At 36.8% G+C, this 17,939-nt stretch carries 14 protein-coding genes and 1 tRNA gene; 13 read left to right on the forward strand and 2 right to left on the reverse strand.

What is annotated here, in order from left to right; all coding sequences use genetic code 11:
• Window positions 1-16: 16 nt before the first annotated feature.
• From ACRD62_RS16110 to gltX, 9 genes are all read left to right on the forward strand, one after another.
• Entirely contained in the window at window positions 17-1,633 is a 1,617-nt protein-coding gene (locus ACRD62_RS16110; protein ID WP_430821142.1) for a capsule assembly Wzi family protein, read from the forward strand.
• 107 nt (window positions 1,634-1,740) lie between these two features.
• The gene (locus ACRD62_RS16115; protein ID WP_430821143.1) at window positions 1,741-3,138 is read left to right on the forward strand and encodes a sugar transferase; all 1,398 of its coding nucleotides are present in this window, start codon (window positions 1,741-1,743) and stop codon (window positions 3,136-3,138) included.
• Between the two features lie 105 nt (window positions 3,139-3,243).
• Window positions 3,244-4,047: a DUF4296 domain-containing protein gene (locus ACRD62_RS16120; RefSeq protein WP_430821144.1), complete on the forward strand. Its 804-nt coding sequence runs from the start codon at window positions 3,244-3,246 to the stop codon at window positions 4,045-4,047.
• A complete protein-coding gene (locus ACRD62_RS16125; protein WP_430821145.1) occupies window positions 4,044-4,586 on the forward strand; it encodes a hypothetical protein in 543 nt (180 codons plus the stop codon). Before ACRD62_RS16120 ends, ACRD62_RS16125 begins: the two co-directional genes overlap by 4 nt.
• 11 nt (window positions 4,587-4,597) lie before the next feature.
• On the forward strand, window positions 4,598-5,452 hold the full coding sequence (gene cysQ / locus ACRD62_RS16130; protein ID WP_430821147.1) for a 3'(2'),5'-bisphosphate nucleotidase CysQ: 855 nt from the start codon (window positions 4,598-4,600) through the stop codon (window positions 5,450-5,452).
• A gap of 151 nt (window positions 5,453-5,603) precedes the next feature.
• Window positions 5,604-6,779 (forward strand): phosphoglycerate kinase, encoded by a 1,176-nt coding sequence (locus ACRD62_RS16135; protein ID WP_430821148.1) that lies wholly within the window; start codon window positions 5,604-5,606, stop codon window positions 6,777-6,779.
• 185 nt (window positions 6,780-6,964) lie between these two features.
• On the forward strand, window positions 6,965-8,188 hold the full coding sequence (locus ACRD62_RS16140) for a 3-deoxy-D-manno-octulosonic acid transferase (protein ID WP_430821149.1): 1,224 nt from the start codon (window positions 6,965-6,967) through the stop codon (window positions 8,186-8,188).
• 429 nt (window positions 8,189-8,617) lie between these two features.
• Window positions 8,618-11,173, forward strand: coding sequence for an adenosylcobalamin-dependent ribonucleoside-diphosphate reductase (locus ACRD62_RS16145; RefSeq protein ID WP_430821150.1), 2,556 nt, complete (start codon window positions 8,618-8,620; stop codon window positions 11,171-11,173).
• A gap of 150 nt (window positions 11,174-11,323) precedes the next feature.
• A complete protein-coding gene (gltX, locus tag ACRD62_RS16150; RefSeq protein ID WP_430821151.1) occupies window positions 11,324-12,850 on the forward strand; it encodes a glutamate--tRNA ligase in 1,527 nt (508 codons plus the stop codon).
• A gap of 68 nt (window positions 12,851-12,918) precedes the next feature.
• On the opposite strand, the gene ACRD62_RS16155 is transcribed toward gltX, so the two are convergent.
• Window positions 12,919-14,652, reverse strand: coding sequence for a glutamine--tRNA ligase/YqeY domain fusion protein (locus tag ACRD62_RS16155; RefSeq protein ID WP_430821152.1), 1,734 nt, complete (start codon window positions 14,650-14,652; stop codon window positions 12,919-12,921).
• 105 nt (window positions 14,653-14,757) lie between these two features.
• Between ACRD62_RS16155 and folB the strand changes: the two genes are divergently transcribed.
• The 3 genes from folB to ACRD62_RS16170 all read left to right on the forward strand — a co-directional run bounded on the left by folB (window position 14,758) and on the right by ACRD62_RS16170 (window position 15,441).
• Window positions 14,758-15,126, forward strand: a complete 369-nt coding sequence (gene folB / locus ACRD62_RS16160) for a dihydroneopterin aldolase (RefSeq protein WP_430821153.1) — start codon at window positions 14,758-14,760, stop codon at window positions 15,124-15,126.
• Window positions 15,126-15,320 carry a cysteine-rich CWC family protein gene (locus tag ACRD62_RS16165; protein ID WP_430821154.1) on the forward strand — a complete coding sequence of 65 codons (195 nt, stop codon included), beginning with the start codon at window positions 15,126-15,128 and terminating at the stop codon, window positions 15,318-15,320. Before folB ends, ACRD62_RS16165 begins: the two co-directional genes overlap by 1 nt.
• A gap of 50 nt (window positions 15,321-15,370) precedes the next feature.
• Window positions 15,371-15,441 (forward strand) — tRNA-Cys (locus tag ACRD62_RS16170).
• A 79-nt stretch (window positions 15,442-15,520) separates the two neighbouring features.
• Here the strand turns inward: ACRD62_RS16170 and ACRD62_RS16175 are convergent.
• Complete coding sequence (locus tag ACRD62_RS16175) at window positions 15,521-17,137, reverse strand: pseudouridine synthase (RefSeq protein ID WP_430821155.1); 1,617 nt, start codon at window positions 17,135-17,137, stop codon at window positions 15,521-15,523.
• Window positions 17,138-17,670: 533 nt separating this feature from the next.
• Here ACRD62_RS16175 and ACRD62_RS16180 point away from each other — a divergent pair.
• Window positions 17,671-17,865, forward strand: coding sequence for a YwbE family protein (locus ACRD62_RS16180; protein WP_430821156.1), 195 nt, complete (start codon window positions 17,671-17,673; stop codon window positions 17,863-17,865).
• Window positions 17,866-17,939: the final 74 nt, after the last annotated feature.

Raw genomic sequence — 17,939 nt, forward strand, 5'->3', positions numbered from 1 at the left:
AATTAAATAAACCTTAATGATTCAGGTCCGAAAAGTAGCATTAGTCTTTCTGTTATTTTTTTCTTTTTGTTTTTTAAACGCTCAGGAAAAATTTGATTTAAAAATTGAAAGTTGTGTGTCAATTGCAAATGAGGGGATTGTGCCTACATGGCTTCATGCAAATGAATGGGGCATATATAGTAGTGAGATTGAATCATATGGAATGCTGTATCTGAAAGGCGATTATCGTTTAATGGATAAAAAATCATTTAGTTTAAATGTTGGTTCAGGTATTGTTGTAAATACTGATTTAAAGGAATCCATTTTACACGAAGTTTATTTAAATGGGCATGCCTGGTTATTTGACTATACAATAGGAAAAGAAGCTAATTCGTGGGTTTCCTATAATGATAGATTGACCAGTGGTTCATTTTTAATGAGTGGAAATGCCAGACCAATACCAAAGATCACACTGGGATTTGAGGATTATAAACAGTTAAGTTTTTTACCTGACTGGTTTGAAGTTCGAGGAGGAATTTCTCAAGGAATATTAAACGATGAAAGAGGAGAAAAAAGTAATAGTGCGAATAATTTATTAGTACATGAAAAGTGGGCATACGGGCGTTTTGGTATTAAAAATATAAAGCCATATTTAGGAATTGTTCATTCCGCATTATTTGGAGGAACGCGTCCTGATGGTACTAAAATACAAGTAGACTTCTGGCCAACTTTTTTTGCCAGAGGATCCTCTAAACTTGGTGGAGGGGAAGAGACCAATGCAGCCGGTGCTCATATGGGTATGTGGGATTTTGGATTTTATTTAGAGAAAGAGAAGTTTGATTTACAGTTCTATTTTCAAAAACCCTTTGCTGATGGTTCCGGATTAAATTTTTGGTTTGGGAAGAATAAAGATCATATCATTGGATTGTTGATTCATCCAAAGGAAATAAATTGGTTAAAAGGAGTTTCATTAGAGCTAATAAAAACAGCTGTTCAATCGGGTTATGGAATTCCTGATCAGTTATACCCTGTTGATTACAATGATCATAAAGCGGGTTCGATAATATGGAGGACTGACGTTGAGGATAACCTGGATGATTTCATGTTTCAGGTTTTTGGCGAAGAAAAAACAGGGTGGGCATGGCCCGATGCTCTTCGGGTAATTGAGAATAAAACCAATGAAGGGAATAAGTTTGGTGGACGGGATGACTATATGAATAATGGTAGTTATTATAATGGATGGACTTATCATGGTTCTTCAATGGGTACACCGCTCTATCACACAACCGAAATGGTACAAAAATATAATAGTGGAACTCTTAATAATCATTCCCGATTTATAAATAACAGGGTTAACGGATTTCATCTTGGTATAGAAGGGCAAGTAACTACCGATATTAATTATAGGCTTAAGTCGACATATACAATGAATTATGGTAGCTATGCCGAAGAATTCTTAAAAAGATATAGTTGGACCAGAATAGATAATTATTTTTATGATGGAGGCAAGAGTCAGGTTTATACAATGTTGGAGTTATATTGGAGGATTCCCAATTTGAATAAAATTCAATTAAATGGGGCATTGGCATATGATTTTGGTCAACTTTACCATTCATTCGGAGGTAGACTAGGAATTAATTATACGCCATTTTAACAGGCGTTTATCTGAATTTATTATTGTTATTTAAGTTTGACATAAATTAAAAAGTTTTGAGATCAACAAGTGAATTAATAAATTTGACCATCCTAAAAATCTGCTAAATGCTTCGAGAGAAAGAAAAGGTAGTTTATAACGCTTTAGCGGCGTTTGATGTTTTAATTGCTTGGATATCATTTGAGTTAGCGCTGTTACTGCATTTTGAGCAGCTAACTTTTATCAGAAATAAGGATTCTATTATTCTTCATTTGCTAATATTAGGCATTTGGCTTGTTCTTTCAAAGGCGTTGAGATTAAATGAAATATACAGGTCTCGACCATATTCCGTTTTGCTGTTTAATGTTATTGTAATGTCAGTATTAGGTACTGGTTTATTGGCATTGTCGGTTTTTGTTTTTGAACTATTTTATATTGGATTAGTGCCAATATTATACTTCGGAGGGATTGTTACCATCCTAATGTTTGCAGAAAAACTTTTGATTTATCAATACATGAAAAGTGCCCGACGAAGGGGCTTGAATTTTAGAAATATTCTTATTGTTGGTGATGAGTCTGCAAATAAATTTATCAATCAAATAAAAAAGAATCCTGAATGGGGATATCGAATCACTGGAATATTAGGTACTGAAGAACTTAAAAAAAGGAATCCGGATGCTGCACCGTATTTGCCTTTGGATACAAATGTTGATGAGATTCTGGAGACAAAAACGATTGATGAGGTTATCTATTGCAATGAAAAGGCGAAGATGGAAGAGATATTTCCATTGATGACTAGTTGTCATGAGATTGGTGTGATTTTTCGCATGTCTTCTCCATTTTTCAATATGTTATCAAACAAAACTCACATACACTATTTTGATACAACTCCGGTCCTAACTATCTCAAATACTCCAATGGACTATCTGTCACTTAAGTTTAAGGGGATATTTGATTTTATTGTATCATTCCTGGTTATAACCATATTTTCTCCGGTTTATATAGTAATAGCTGTTATTATTAAAATGACGTCAAAGGGACCTATTTTCTTTAAACAGAAAAGAGTTGGAATCAGAGGCAGGAAATTTTGGGTGTATAAATTTCGTACCATGGTGACCAATGCCGAAGATCTGAAAAAGGATCTGATGGTTCATAATGAAATGGATGGTCCTACCTTTAAAATGACCAAAGATCCGCGAATTACTCGTATTGGTCATTTTCTTCGTCAGACAAGTTTAGATGAATTACCACAGTTTTTTAATGTTCTGTTAGGTGATATGTCAGTTGTTGGTCCAAGACCACCTGTTCCTGAAGAGGTTAAAGAATATGAGCGTTGGCAGTTAAGGCGGTTGGCTATGAAACCAGGTATTACCTGTATATGGCAAGTCTCTCAATCAAGAAATGATATTTCATTTGATGACTGGATGCGAATGGATTTGGAATATATCGATAACTGGTCACTTAAACTTGATTTTGTAATTATTCTTAAGACAATAAGAACAATGCTGAGAGCAGATGGAAGATAATTACGCAATTTAATTCAGATTTCATTATTTTTTTCTGATGTTGAATGTATTTTTGTCTTAAATATTGCTTGTTTATATCATGTTATCTTCATTAGAACTAATTCAATGAATAAAATAACTTTCGTATTAATTTTTCTTACCGCTCTTTTGGCTTGCACTCCATCACCTAAGAGGCCTAAATTTATTCCTGATAGCAAAGAGATGTCTGAGCTTTTAGCTGATGTATATATAGTTGAAGCAACAATGTCACAAAGTGGAAGACGAATAAACAAAGATGATGACAAGAATTTTGGATATTATAAAGGTGTTTTGGATGAATATGGTTTGACAAAACTTGAGTTCGATTCTGCAATTAGTTGGTATTCATCACATCCTGATCTTTTTTCAGAAGTATATGACGATGTCATTACTATCTTAAGTAAGAAGGATGCTATGCTGAAAAAAGATATGTCAGAGCAAAATCAGGAAAAGAAGGATGCCATTGATGAGATACCCAATATAAAAGATTTGTGGGGAACTACCCGTAATTATACTTTGCCACTGGCTGAAAATGATTCAACTGATGTTTCGTTTCCATTTACTGTCAAGGTTGATTCAATTGTTTCAGGTATACTTCGGTTAAATGCCGGCTATACTTTTATTAAGGGTAATGAACTGGATAGTGCCTATTTGAGGATGTGGCTATGCTATTCTGATAGTACTGCGGATACAGTGCAATACCTGATTAAAAAGTCGTTTAAAAAACAAATTGGGAATGTCTCACAACTCATTCCAGAAGGTAAAGTATTGGTTACTGTCGAAGGCTTGTTGTTTGATCATGATACAACCAAAGTATCTAATGTTGAAATTGATGATGTGAAGATGGTGTTGTTACCAAAGTTAGGAGCCAGAGAATTAAACCAGAAATGAGAAAAATTACTTCACATTATTGTTTAACACCAGATGGCAGATGGGCCAAAAGACCAATAATAGAATTAGATGATTTTGATAAGATAATTGGATTCAGAGAAATGGGTGACTCTTTTGTTGAAGAGCCTAATCTGGAATACTTTCCAGGTGTCATTATACCTTCACTTATTATGACAATGCGAAGTGATTCAGTTAATAATTCTTTAATCAACAGGTCGATTATTGAAGGAGCGAGACGTTTTATTGTTGACAAAGAAATTAAACTTCCTGCTTCAGTTCGGTCCTTTGTAAAAAATAATATTAAGACCGATAATGTAAAAACACCTTGGCAGATTATTAAGGAAAACATTAATACGGGTATTGATCTGGCTTCATCAATTTTAGATCAAACTTTAAAAATATCCGAACATTATCAACTTGATCATTTGTGGGGAGCTATTAAGGTGAAGGCAGAACCTGGTCTAATTTTACTTCAAGGTGTAGATTTGAAAGATTTTAAGCTGACATCAAATGTCACGATGAAAGTATTGGTTGAATAAAAAAATGAATTATGCATAAGTTAACAATGATGGCGTTAAGAGCTTCGGTTGCAGGAGGACAAGCCATAATGAAGATATACGATAAAGAAGATTTTCAGGTAATGCTAAAAAGTGACAAGTCACCTTTAACAGAGGCTGATATTAATAGTCATTATGCAATCGATGCCATTTTATCAACTTCAGATATACCGGTTCTTAGTGAAGAGGGTAAAGATCTTACCTATGAAGAAAGAAAGAATTGGAAGCAATTATGGGTGGTGGATCCATTAGACGGTACTAAAGAGTTTGTAAAACGTAGTGATGAGTTTACTGTAAATGTTGCTTTGGTTAAGGATCAGAAGCCAATTATGGGGGTTATTGTGGCTCCCGCTTTAAATCTTGTTTATTGGGGTGATCAGGATGGAGCTTATCGTTCGGTATTACCTAAAAAATGGTTAAAAAAGGATCCAATGGAAGTGGTTACTGATTTGAATCCTGTTAAAATCCCTGACATAAAAACAGAAGATTTTGCAGTGGTTAGAAGTGTTAGTCACTTTAGTGCTGAAACAAAGGAATACATGGATAAATTGGATGCGATTCATGCATCAATAAGAAGTATGTCGATTGGTAGTTCACTAAAAATGTGTCTGGTTGCAGAAGGGAAAGCTCAATTATATCCACGCCTTGGACCAACAATGGAATGGGATACCTGTGCTGGACATGCCATTGTGGAAGCTGCCGGCGGTCAGTTATTGGATTGGAATACCAAAGCACCGATGTTATATAACCGACCAGAATTACTGAATGGTTGGTTTATGGTTATTGGAGCAACGCTTGATCCACAGTATTATTGGCTGGAGGAAGAAGGAGATGATAATCAGAAATAACCGAAGATTAAAAGAATAGTGTTTTTTTGGAATGTAAACTTAGTTTTAATATTCCTTTGAAAATGACATTTATACTTTGCAATCACTTTCGCTTCGTCAATAATTTTGTATCTTTGCACCTCAATTGTTGAATTATTAAATCGCTTATCAAATGGCTGCAATAGACAGTTTTAATTTCGCAGGAAAGAAGGCAATTATCCGTGTGGATTTCAATGTGCCTTTGAATGATAAATTTGAAATTACAGATGACACTCGTATCGTTGCTGCTGTACCAACTATTAAGAAGGTATTGGCTGACGGTGGAGCAGTTATTTTAATGTCTCACCTGGGACGTCCAAAAGGAGAGGCTAATCCAAAATACTCATTGAAGCATATCGTTGCTCATTTGTCAGCTACCTTAGGTGTTGATGTTAAATTTGCTCCTGATTGTATTGGTGATGAGGTGAAAGCTATGGCTTCTGACCTTAAGGCTGGTGAAGTGATGTTGTTAGAAAACTTGCGTTACCACAAAGAAGAAGAAAAAGGTGATGAAGGTTTTGCTAAGCAATTGGCTGAATTGGCTGATGTATATGTAAACGATGCTTTTGGTACTGCTCACCGTGCTCATGCTTCAACAACAATCATCGCTAAATTTATGGATGAGAAGATGGCTGGTTACCTGTTGGATAAAGAAATCAAGTTTTTGGGAGATACCGTTGAAAACGCTGAAAAGCCATTTGTTGCTATCGTAGGTGGAGCTAAAGTTTCAGGTAAATTAGAAGTTTTAAAAAGCTTAATCACTAAAGTAGATACTATTCTAATTGGTGGTGGTATGGCTTATACTTTTCTGAAAGCTCAAGGTCATGGCATTGGTAATTCATTGGTTGAAGAAGATTTGATTGATACTGCAAAGCAAATTTTAGTTGATGCTAAAGCTAATGGTGTAAACTTCATGTTGCCGGTTGATAATCTTGCTGCAGATAAATTTGACAACGAAGCTGATATTCAGGTAGTAGGAGTTGAAATTCCTGAAGGTCGTATGGCATTAGACGTAGGTCCTGAGACTGTAAAAGCCTATTCAGCTGAGATCGCTGGAGCAAAAACCGTTGTATGGAATGGTCCTATGGGATGTTTCGAGATGCCTAACTTCTCAAAAGGTACTTTCGGAGTATGTCAGGCTGTTGCTGACTCTTCAGCTGTTTCTATCATTGGTGGTGGTGACTCAGTTGCTGCTGTAAATCAAAGTGGATTGGCTGATAAAATGAGCCATATTTCAACTGGTGGAGGTGCATCTCTTGAATTCCTTGAAGGAAAAGAGTTGCCAGGCGTTGTGGCTATCCGTGGATAATTGAAATAACCAACGCTTTGTTGGTCTGAAGCCTGTTGCTAAATGCAGCAGGTTTTTTTATGCCATTTTGTTTTTAAAGTAAGATTTATCAAATTATACTTTAACAAATCCTGATACTTATGTACTGGGACTTGATACTTTTTTAAAACCTACTTGTATCTTTGCAAATCATTAAACAGCGCCCAATGACAATAATTTATAATTTCGGAATAGCCCTTTATTCGTTACTCATAAACCTGGTTTCTCCTTTCAATGTAAAAGCCAAACTTTTGAAAAAGGGAAGAAAAGAAGCAATCAAAACATTAAAGTCGGTTTCAATTGAAGGTCCTGTAATCTGGATACATGCGGCCAGTTTAGGTGAATTTGAGCAAGGAAGGCCAATTATTGAAGCTGTTAAAAAGGAGCATCCGCTTTATAAGGTTGTATTAACATTCTTCTCTCCATCGGGTTATGAAGTACGTAAGAATTACAATCTGGCTGATTGCGTTATTTACCTGCCGGCAGATACAAAGTTAAATGCAAAGAGACTAATAGAGGCAATTAAGCCGGAGAAGGCATTCTTTGTAAAATATGAATTCTGGTATCATTATTTAAATGCACTTAAAAAACGAAATATTCCTGTTTACGGTGTTTCGATGATCTTCAGGGAGCAGCAATCTTTCTTCAAATGGTATGGTGGATGGTTCAGGAGGATGTTGGATTGTTTTACGAAATTTTATGTGCAGGATGAAGTTTCGGGGAATCTTTTGGAAAGTATTGGAGTAAAAAACTTTTCTGTTGCAGGAGATACCCGATTCGATAGAGTTAGGGATATAGCTAAAGCATCATCCGAAATTGATTTAGTGGATCGTTTTGTTGGCCAAAGTAACAAGGTGATCGTTGCAGGTAGCACCTGGGGTCCTGATGAGGATATTCTTTTTGAATATCTTCACGAAAGTGGTAAGGATGTTAAATTAGTAATTGCTCCTCACGAAATTCATGAAAATCATATAAAACAAATCGAGGGTAAATTAAAGGTTCCTTATTTTCGATATACAAAACCTGCAGAAAATGTTACCGAGTGTAGGGTTATGATTGTTGATACCATGGGTATGTTGTCGAGTGTTTATAAATATGGGCAAATAGCCTATATTGGTGGTGGTTTTGGTGTTGGAATTCACAATACATTGGAGGCTGCGACTTATAGTATGCCCGTTTTTTTCGGGCCTAACTATAAAAGATTCAAAGAGGCTCGGGATCTGATTGAAGTAGGTGGTGGTTTTACATTTAATAAAGCGGATCAGTTTGTTAGTCAGATAGAGAAATTATGGATCGATGAAGGATATTTAAAGGAGGCATCAATGAAAGCTGGTCAATATGTTAATAAAATGTGCGGAGCTACGCGAAAAATAATGGAAGAAGTATTTTAATATTTCATTCTGAAAAGGTTAAGCCAACTCATTTTGAGTTGGTTTTTTTTATGCCCGAATTTATGATTTTCATACTTTCCAAATTGTGGAATCAATTATGTTAGTAACTCAGATAAGTGAAGTGTAAAAGTGTGTAAAAAGATGTTAAAACACTAGGTATATAAGCGACTTTTAACTACTTGCAAATTTCATTTTAAATTCATGGGTTTGTTGATAAGATTTTCATTTTGGACAACTTTTGGCCTTTTTGAAAATTGTTAAAATGCAATAAATCAATAAAAAGCGAACAAAAAACGGACAACTTTTGTTGATTGTTGATAAGTAATGTTTGTCTGAAATGGCCACCTTTTATAACTTGCAATCACGTAAAAAACGCAAAGGAAAAAGATTAAAATCCATTTTATCAACGTATTAAATTTTTGAGGCGACATGGCAGTTAAAGAAATCGACCCTAAGACCGAATCTGTGAGAAAAAATTACACTTATGAAGAAGCTTTTAAGTCATCTCTTGAATATTTTCAGGGAGATGAGTTAGCTGCTCGTGTTTGGGTAAACAAATATGCACTGAAAGATTCAGATGGAAATATTTACGAGTTAAACCCCGATGAGATGCATTGGCGTTTGGCCAGAGAGATTGCGAGAATTGAAGAGAAGTATCCAAATCCTTTGTCGGTTGATGAGCTGTTTGGTTTGATGAAAAACTTCCGTTATATAGTGCCTCAGGGTGGTCCGATGTCGGGTATTGGAAATACATATCAGATAGCGTCTTTATCTAACTGCTTTGTAATTGGTGATGATGGACCTTCGGATTCTTACGGTGGTATCATGAAAGTGGATCAGGAACAGGTTCAGTTAATGAAGCGTCGTGGTGGAGTTGGACATGACTTGTCTCATATTCGTCCTAAAGGATCGCCTGTCAAGAATTCTGCCTTAACATCAACAGGTATTGTTCCATTTATGGAACGATTCAGTAACTCTACACGTGAAGTTGCACAGGATGGTCGTCGTGGAGCCTTAATGTTAAGTGTATCTATTAAACATCCTGATTCAGAATCATTCATTGATGCAAAAATGGAACAAGGCAAAGTAACCGGAGCCAACGTTTCTGTTAAGATCGACGATGATTTTATGCAATCAGTAGTAGATGGAAAAGCATATACACAACAATACCCAGTAGATTCTAGTAATCCGTCATATCAAAAAGATATTAAAGCGGGTGAGTTATGGCAGAAAATTGTTCATAACGCATGGAAGTCGGCTGAACCAGGTATTTTATTCTGGGATACAATTATTCGTGAATCAGTACCTGATTGTTATGCTGACTTAGGTTATCGTACAGTTTCGACAAACCCATGTGGTGAAATTCCATTGTGCCCTTATGATTCATGTCGTTTAATTGCTGTGAATTTATATTCTTATGTTGAGAATCCTTTTACAGATGAGGCAAAATTCAATTTCGAATTATTTAAAAAGCATGTTGGTTACGCCCAGCGTATGATGGATGATATCATTGATCTGGAATTAGAGAAGATCGATGGAATTTTGGCTAAAATTAATGCTGATCCTGAGAATGATACAGTGAAACGTGTAGAGCGTGAATTGTGGGAAAATATCCGCAAAAAAGCCAACGAAGGTCGTCGTACAGGGGTTGGTATTACAGCTGAGGGTGATATGTTAGCTGGTTTAGGCCTGCAATATGGAAGTGACGATGCTATTGATTTTTCAATTGAGGTGCACAAATCCTTGGCTTTAGCTGCTTATCGTTCATCGGTTGAGATGGCTAAAGATCGTGGAGCATTCCCAATCTATAGCTACGAAAAAGAGGTGAATAATCCTTTTATCAGTCGTTTGTTTGCCGAAGACAATACTTTGAAGGAAGACATGAAAAAGTATGGTCGTAGAAATATTGCTGCTTTAACAATTGCTCCAACAGGAACAACAAGTTTGATGACACAGACAACTTCTGGAATTGAACCAGTATTCTTGCCAGTTTACAAGCGTCGTCGTAAAGTAAATCCAAATGATCCTGAATCAAGAGTTGACTTTATTGATGAGGTTGGCGATAGCTGGGAAGAATATACTGTATTTCATCACAAATTTGTTACCTGGATGCAGACCAAAGGTCACGATATAACCAAAAACTACACTCAGGAAGAGCTGGATAAACTGGTTGCTGAATCTCCATATTACAAAGCTACATCCAATGATGTTGACTGGGTGAAGAAAGTACATATGCAAGGTCAGGTGCAGAAATGGGTGGATCATTCAATTAGTGTTACTATCAACCTACCTTCTGATGTTTCAGAGGAATTGGTAGGAGACTTGTATGTAGAAGCATGGAAAAGCGGATGTAAAGGGGTAACTGTATATCGAGATGGTAGCCGAGCCGGTGTTCTTATTTCAAATAACGAAAAGAAAGAAGAGGAATCAGGTAAATTCCCTAAAAAACGTCCACAGGAGTTGGATGCAGACATTGTTCGTTTTCAGAATAACAAAGAAAAATGGATTGCTTTTGTAGGTCTGATAGATGGAAAACCTTACGAGGTATTTACTGGGTTGGCTGATGATGAAGATGGAATATTGCTTCCAAAGACGGTATTAGCTGGTAAAATAATCAAGAATCGTGAGGAGGATGGATCATCACGTTACGATTTCCAATTCACCAATAAAAGAGGTTATAAAACTACTATTGAGGGTCTTTCTTATAAATTCGATAAAGAATACTGGAACTATGCAAAACTGATTTCCGGGGTATTGCGTCATAGTATGCCTATTCAGGATGTGTTGGATTTGGTGGCCGGACTGCAACTGGATAGTGAGTCAATTAATACCTGGAAAAACGGAGTTGAGCGTGCCTTAAAGAAATATATTCCAGACGGAACAAAGGCTCGTAAAGGACATTGCGAAAACTGTGGTGCTGACGACTTAATTTATCAGGAAGGTTGTTTGATTTGTAAGAGCTGTGGCTCGTCTAAATGTGGATAAATATCTGCCAAATATTTTATTATAATAATAAAGAGGTGTCTGTCGGGCACCTCTTTTTGTTTTAATGTAATCGAAAAATTAATTCATTTATAATTTATTTAAGCACAACCAAGTCAATTACTATCTTTGCAAAAAATAGATCAACAGAATATGACAGCTCAGAAAGTAAGAGTGCGATTTGCACCAAGTCCAACCGGACCGTTACATATTGGGGGAGTAAGAACAGCTCTTTTTAATTACCTGTTTGCTAAAAAGCATGGAGGAGATTTTATTTTACGGATAGAAGATACTGATTCGACCCGTTTTGTAGAAGGAGCCGAAGAGTATATAAATGAGAGTCTGGAATGGTTAGGATTGACCGTTGACGAAGGTGTGAAGCAAGGTGGTGAGTTTGGTCCATATCGTCAGAGTGAGCGTCGTGAGATTTATAAAAAATATGCCGATCAGTTGGTGGAAACCGGATGGGCCTATTACGCATTCGATACTCCTGAGGAACTTGATAAGTTGCGCACTGATGCTGAAGCAGAGAAAAAAACTTTTGCATATGACATGCATTCGCGTTTGCAATTAAAAAACTCGTTGGCTTTGTCTGATGATGAGGTGAAACAACGCATAGAAGCCGGAGAACCTTGGGTGATTCGTTTTAAAATGCCAGAGGATACAATTGTGGAGACCAAAGATTTGGTACGAGGCGAAGTTAAATTCAACACCAATACATTAGATGATAAGGTACTTTATAAAAGTGCTGATAAACTTCCAACTTACCATCTGGCCAATATTGTTGATGATCATTTGATGGAGATCAGCCATGTTATTCGGGGAGAAGAATGGTTGCCATCAGTGCCATTGCATATAATGCTATACAGGGCTTTGAATTGGGAAGAAACTATGCCTCAGTTTGCTCATCTGCCGTTGATTTTAAAACCTACCGGAAAGGGTAAATTGTCGAAACGAGATGGAGATAAAGGTGGATTTCCGGTGTTTCCATTGGATTGGGAAATGGAAGATGGAATCGCACCGGGTTATCGCGAAAGTGGATATTTTCCTGAAGCAGTTAATAATTTACTGGCCTTGTTGGGCTGGAATCCTGGAACTGAGCAGGAATTATTTGATATTGATGAACTGATTTCACTATTCTCAATAGAAAGAGTCAACAAGTCGGGTGCTCGTTTCGATCCAGAAAAAGCCAAGTGGTTTAATCAGCAACACTTGATGAGAAAGCCTGTTGAAGAACTGGCTCTGATGTTTAGTGATGATTTAAATGAAAGAGGTATTGCAGAAGATATTGCAGTTATTGAAAAAGTAACAGGTATGGTTCGTGAACGTGTGAATTTTGTGCATGAACTATGGGATCAGTCATTCTTCTTCTTTGAAGCACCGGTTGAGTACGATGAGAAGGTAGTGAAGAAACGTTGGAAGGGCGATGTTCCAGCTTTTATGGCTGAATTAGCACCTGAACTTGAAAAAGTAAACGAATGGGTGGCTGATGATATAAAGGCGTGTATCTCTTCTAAAATTGAAGAAAAAGGTCTTGGATTTGGTTTGGTGATGAATGCATTTCGCCTTGCCTTGGTTGGTGGCGGTTTTGGCCCTGATCTGATGGAGATAGCTGAGGTTATTGGTAAGGAAGAAACCATTGCCCGTATTAAAAAGGCCTGTGAGACAATAGGATCTTAAAAGATAAGAATATATAACAATAAAAAATCCCGCAATTAGCGGGATTTTTTATTTAAGCAGTATGTTATTTACTTTTTTGCTTTACTCCATGAGTCTTTTAAAGTAACTGTGCGATTAAAAATCACATTGCTTTCCGTTGAGTCTTTATCAATACAGAAATAACCCAAACGTTGGAACTGGTATCTTGCAATGCCATCGGCAAAGTTAGAGCCGGCATCCATATAATTAGGTTCAATGTAGCATTCATTAACTACAGAAAGAGAATCCGGATTCAGGAAATCAAGGAAATCCTTGTCTTTATGTCCATCCGGAGCTTCATCCATAAATAAACGATCGTATTGCTTAACTTTAACTGTTTTAGCATGCTCAATGCTTACCCAGTGTAAGGTGCCTTTTACTTTACGCTTACTACCTTCCATTCCACTTTTGGTATCTGGATCGTAAGTGCACTGAATTTCGGTAATGTTGCCATCGGCATCTTTAGTGATTCCTTCACACATTACGATATATGCATTTTTTAAACGAACCTCACGCCCCACATCCATTCGGAAGAATTTTTTTGGAGCATTTTCCATAAAGTCATCACGCTCGATGTAGATCTCACGGCTAAACGGTAATTTACGTGAACCCATGGATTCATCTTCAGGATTGTTGATTGCTTCCATCCATTCAACTTCACCTTCAGGATAGTTGGTGATAACGACTTTTACCGGATCGAGAACAGCATAAACACGCGGAGCTCGTATGTTTAAGTCTTCACGAACACAATGTTCAAGCAAAGCCACGTCTATCACGTTTTCTCGTTTGGCAACCCCTATTTCATCAGCAAAACGACGTATGGATTCAGGAGTATAACCTCTTCTGCGTAAACCAGATATTGTTGGCATTCGGGGATCGTCCCAGCCTGCAACATATTTCTCATTTACCAATTGAAGGAGTTTTCGTTTACTCATCACCGTATAATTCAAATTCAAACGAGCGAACTCAATCTGACGAGGAATTGTGGCCGGTTTTTCTGGTAAAGCCTCCAGAATAGAATTTAAAAACCATTCGTATAGTGGACGGTGCACTTCAAATTCAAGTGTACAGATACTGTGCGAAATACCTTCAATAAAGTCACCTTGTCCATGTGCATAGTCATACATTGGGTAAATGCACCACTTGTCTCCGGTTCTATGATGATTGGCATGAATAATACGATACATCAAAGGATCGCGCATGTGCATGTTAGGTGAAGCCATATCTATTTTAGCTCTCAAAACACGTTCTCCATTCTTGAACTCACCTTTACGCATGCGTTCAAATAAATCCAGGTTTTCTTCTACACTGCGATTTCTGTTTGGACTTTCAAGTCCCGGAATAGTAGGAGTGCCTTTCTGTTCTGCAATTTCCTCTGCACTTTGGTCATCAACATACGCTTTACCATCTTTAATTAAAAGAACGGCCCAGTCATATAGTTGCTCAAAATAATCTGACGAAAATTTAGGTTCATCATTCCATTGAAAGCCTAACCAGTTTACATCTTCTTTGATTGACTCAACATATTCGGTTTCTTCTTTTACCGGGTTGGTGTCATCAAAACGAAGGTTAGTACCACCTTTGTAATATTTACCTAGTCCAAAATTAAGGCAGATTGATTTAGCATGACCAATATGTAAGTATCCATTAGGTTCAGGAGGAAAGCGAGTTAATACAGCTCCGCCGTTTTTGTTTTCACTTAAATCCTTATCAATCTCCTGATGAATAAAATTAGTTTTTATTTTTTCGTTTGACTCCATCGCAATGTCTTCAAGAATGTTCATCTATGGTACCTCCAAATTTGGGGGTAAGTGCAAAAGTAATTGTTTTTACACTTAAATTTCTGTTGTTATGGTTATAAAAGATTAATTTCGCGAAAAAATTTTATTATGGAGACTAACAACACAATTGGGTTGATTGAACTGGAGGAGATGGAGTTTTATGCTTATCACGGATGTTATGAGCAGGAGCAGGTGGTTGGTAACCGATTTTTAGTAAATATTGCCATTCAAACTGATTGCTCTGTAGCAGCTGATTCAGATAGTATAAACGATGCATTGAATTATGTGACAGTTTACCAGTTGACGAAAGAACAGATCATGCAGAACTCTCATTTACTGGAACATCTGACAAAGCGTATCATTAATAGTATAAAATCATCATTTCCACAAATAATCAGTTTGAAAGTTAAAGTCTCAAAAATGAACCCGCCAATGGGTGGACAAATGAAGTGTGTTAGTCTTACAATGGAAGAATAATGAGAGAAGACGGAGCGATTACCAAAAAGTGTCCGAAATGCGGAAGTGAGTTTTTGTGTTACAGTCAATCGAATCAAAAGTGCTGGTGCGATAATTTTTTTGTCGATGCTACCAATCTTAAATTGCTGGCAGATAAATATAATGGATGTCTTTGTCCGGAATGTCTTAATTTATATGGTAAAAAGAAGTCGTAAAAATTTGCCGGGAATCAAAATATTACTTTAATTTGCAACCCGAAAATCATGGTTCCTTGGCCGAGTGGCTAGGCAACGGTCTGCAAAACCGTGTACGGCGGTTCGAGTCCGCCAGGAACCTCAAAAAAAGCTGCAATTTTTATTGTGGCTTTTTTTATTGCCTTTATCTGGACCTAAAACAATAAAGAGTAGCCTTCAATTTAAAATGGCGAAGGTGCTTTAAATGTTACTCGCTCAGAAGTTGTTGGGTGAATAAAAGAGATTTCTTCAGCATGTAAAAGTAAACGCTCATTTTTTTTACCATATAATTCATCACCTGTAATGGGTGTGTTCAGTCCAAGAGGATGGGCTGCATGAACCCGTAACTGGTGTGTACGGCCGGTTAAGGGATAAAAATGTACTTTCGTACGATTCTCTTTGTGTTCTATTACTTCCCATCTGGTTACAGCAGGTTTACCATATTCATTGCATACCAGTTGTCGCGGTCGATCGTCCAGATCAACGCGCAGAGGTAAATCAATTTGGCCGTTCTCTGTTTGAATAATGCCATCCAGCCAGGCTACGTATTGCTTTTCTACCGTTTTATTTAAAAATTGCTTTTGCAGGTTTTCGTGTACTTCTTTGTTTTTTGCAATAATCATTAGGCCCGAAGTAGCCATGTCTAACCGATGAACAATAAGCGGGCCTGTAGCATTCGGATAAAGCTTTTTAACCTGTGTATAAACCGAAGTGTTTTCTTCCTTTCCGGGTACAGACAATAAGCCGGCGGGTTTGTTGATGATGGCGATGGCTTCATCCTCATTAATAAGCTCTATGGTTAAATTGGAATAATGGCACTCACGACCTTCAATTTCTAATCCCTGTAACATATGACCTAAGATAGGTTCACATTTACTTTTGCAAGCCGGGTAAAAGTAACCATGATGCCGGATCTCTTTTTTAGGAGATGTACCCCACCAAAACTCAGCCATGGCAACAGGTGTAAACTGGTGCTGAAAAGCATAATGTAAGAGTTTAGGAGCGCAGCAATCACCGGTGCCTGCCGGCGGAACTTTTTGTGCTGTTTCACTAAATATGGCGCTGGCACTTTGGGTCTCTCCATTAGCATTGAGGAACAAATAGTGGTTAAATAACTTTTCCTGTAGCTTTGCAGATTGTTGTTTTCGTATTTTTTTAAGTTTTTTAATCTGCTTCAGATAAGCATCCAGTTCTTGTTTTTTATCCTCAATTTGCTTTTGATATTTCTTTTTAAGCTGGCTTAACTGACTCTTCTCACGTTGACTTTCGTTAATGAGTTTAGCTTTTACCAGTTCATAATCAGGTTTGTTAAAGCTCTTTTGACGAATGATATCACGCTTGCTTTTGGCTGTTGCAATAGCTGCTTTGACCTGATCAATAATTAACTTCGCCTGTTCAATTTCGTTGTTTAGCTCTTTTTGAAGCTGTATCAAATCAGGAGAATGCTCCGCTTCGAAAATGCTCGTATTTATCTTATTTAAGTCAGCTTCACCTATACGGAAAAAGCCATCTGGATTAGTGATATCAAAAACCTGTGGGACAAATGGAATGGAGGAGTTGAAATTCTGTTCATTACCTGAATATGCTGTTAAAAAACCAACACGATTATCAATTGTTGTAGCAATCAATACCCCGTACATTTTACCTTTTTCCGATTCAGACGGTTTGGGAAGGAGTGATTGTATTTGTTCAGATGCCTTAAGGCAAAGAGGGTGTGGTGAGTAATCAAACGGATTATTGAACGACTCCGGAAGGGCATCAAACCGTATTTCTTCGGAAAAATCAATCAGACAATCCATATTATTCTTTGTTTTATCTATTCAGGACTTCAAAAGTAATTACAATTTTACAAACAGTTATGCCAAGTGATCTTAAGACTAACCTTCATGTAATTTGTAATTATTTTAAAGAAGACAGGAGAGTAATGGGTGCTATTTGTAGTAAGTTGATGTTAAAGCTATTGGAAAGGATTGTGGTTTTTTTGACTACATGAATTAACCTTCTTTTATCAATAAAATTAAAGTTTACTGGTCAATAATTAAGTGTTAGGTGTATTAATTTTTTTACTTTTGCAACTCAATTGTGATTAAACGTTTCACAATTGGTTCACAATGATAGATATTGACATTTTGTAAGATATTGGAATGCTCTTTAGTATATAAAAACTATTGTAGTACGCCAGAAACCTCATTTTAGCGAATGCTTTTAAGAAATTAAGGGCATTCGCTTTTTTTATGTAGCAGTGCATACGTTACGTATTAATTTAAATGTTACTTGTCAGGTTGATTATCTCAGAGAGAAAAGTTGAAAATTAATATAATTAGAGATCAGAATGGACGGAAGAGAAAGAAGAAACATTAAAGCTGGAACTAAAGTGGCAATTCTTGCACATCAGGATGTGCGTTCAGGTAACCTAACTCATGGAGTGGTTAAAGAAGTGATAGGTGATGAATCTTTTCATCTAAAGGGGATAGAATGTAAGCTTAAGACCGGACAGGTTGGAAGAGTGAAGATGATAAAAATATAGTCTTTATTATGTTAATGAGTTATCAGAAAGCCGAAGCAACGAAAAATGCTTCGGCTTTTTTTAATGCATAATAA

This window comes from Carboxylicivirga caseinilyticus (assembly GCF_050589785.1).
Taxonomy (GTDB): Bacteria; Bacteroidota; Bacteroidia; order Bacteroidales; family Marinilabiliaceae; genus Carboxylicivirga; species Carboxylicivirga caseinilyticus.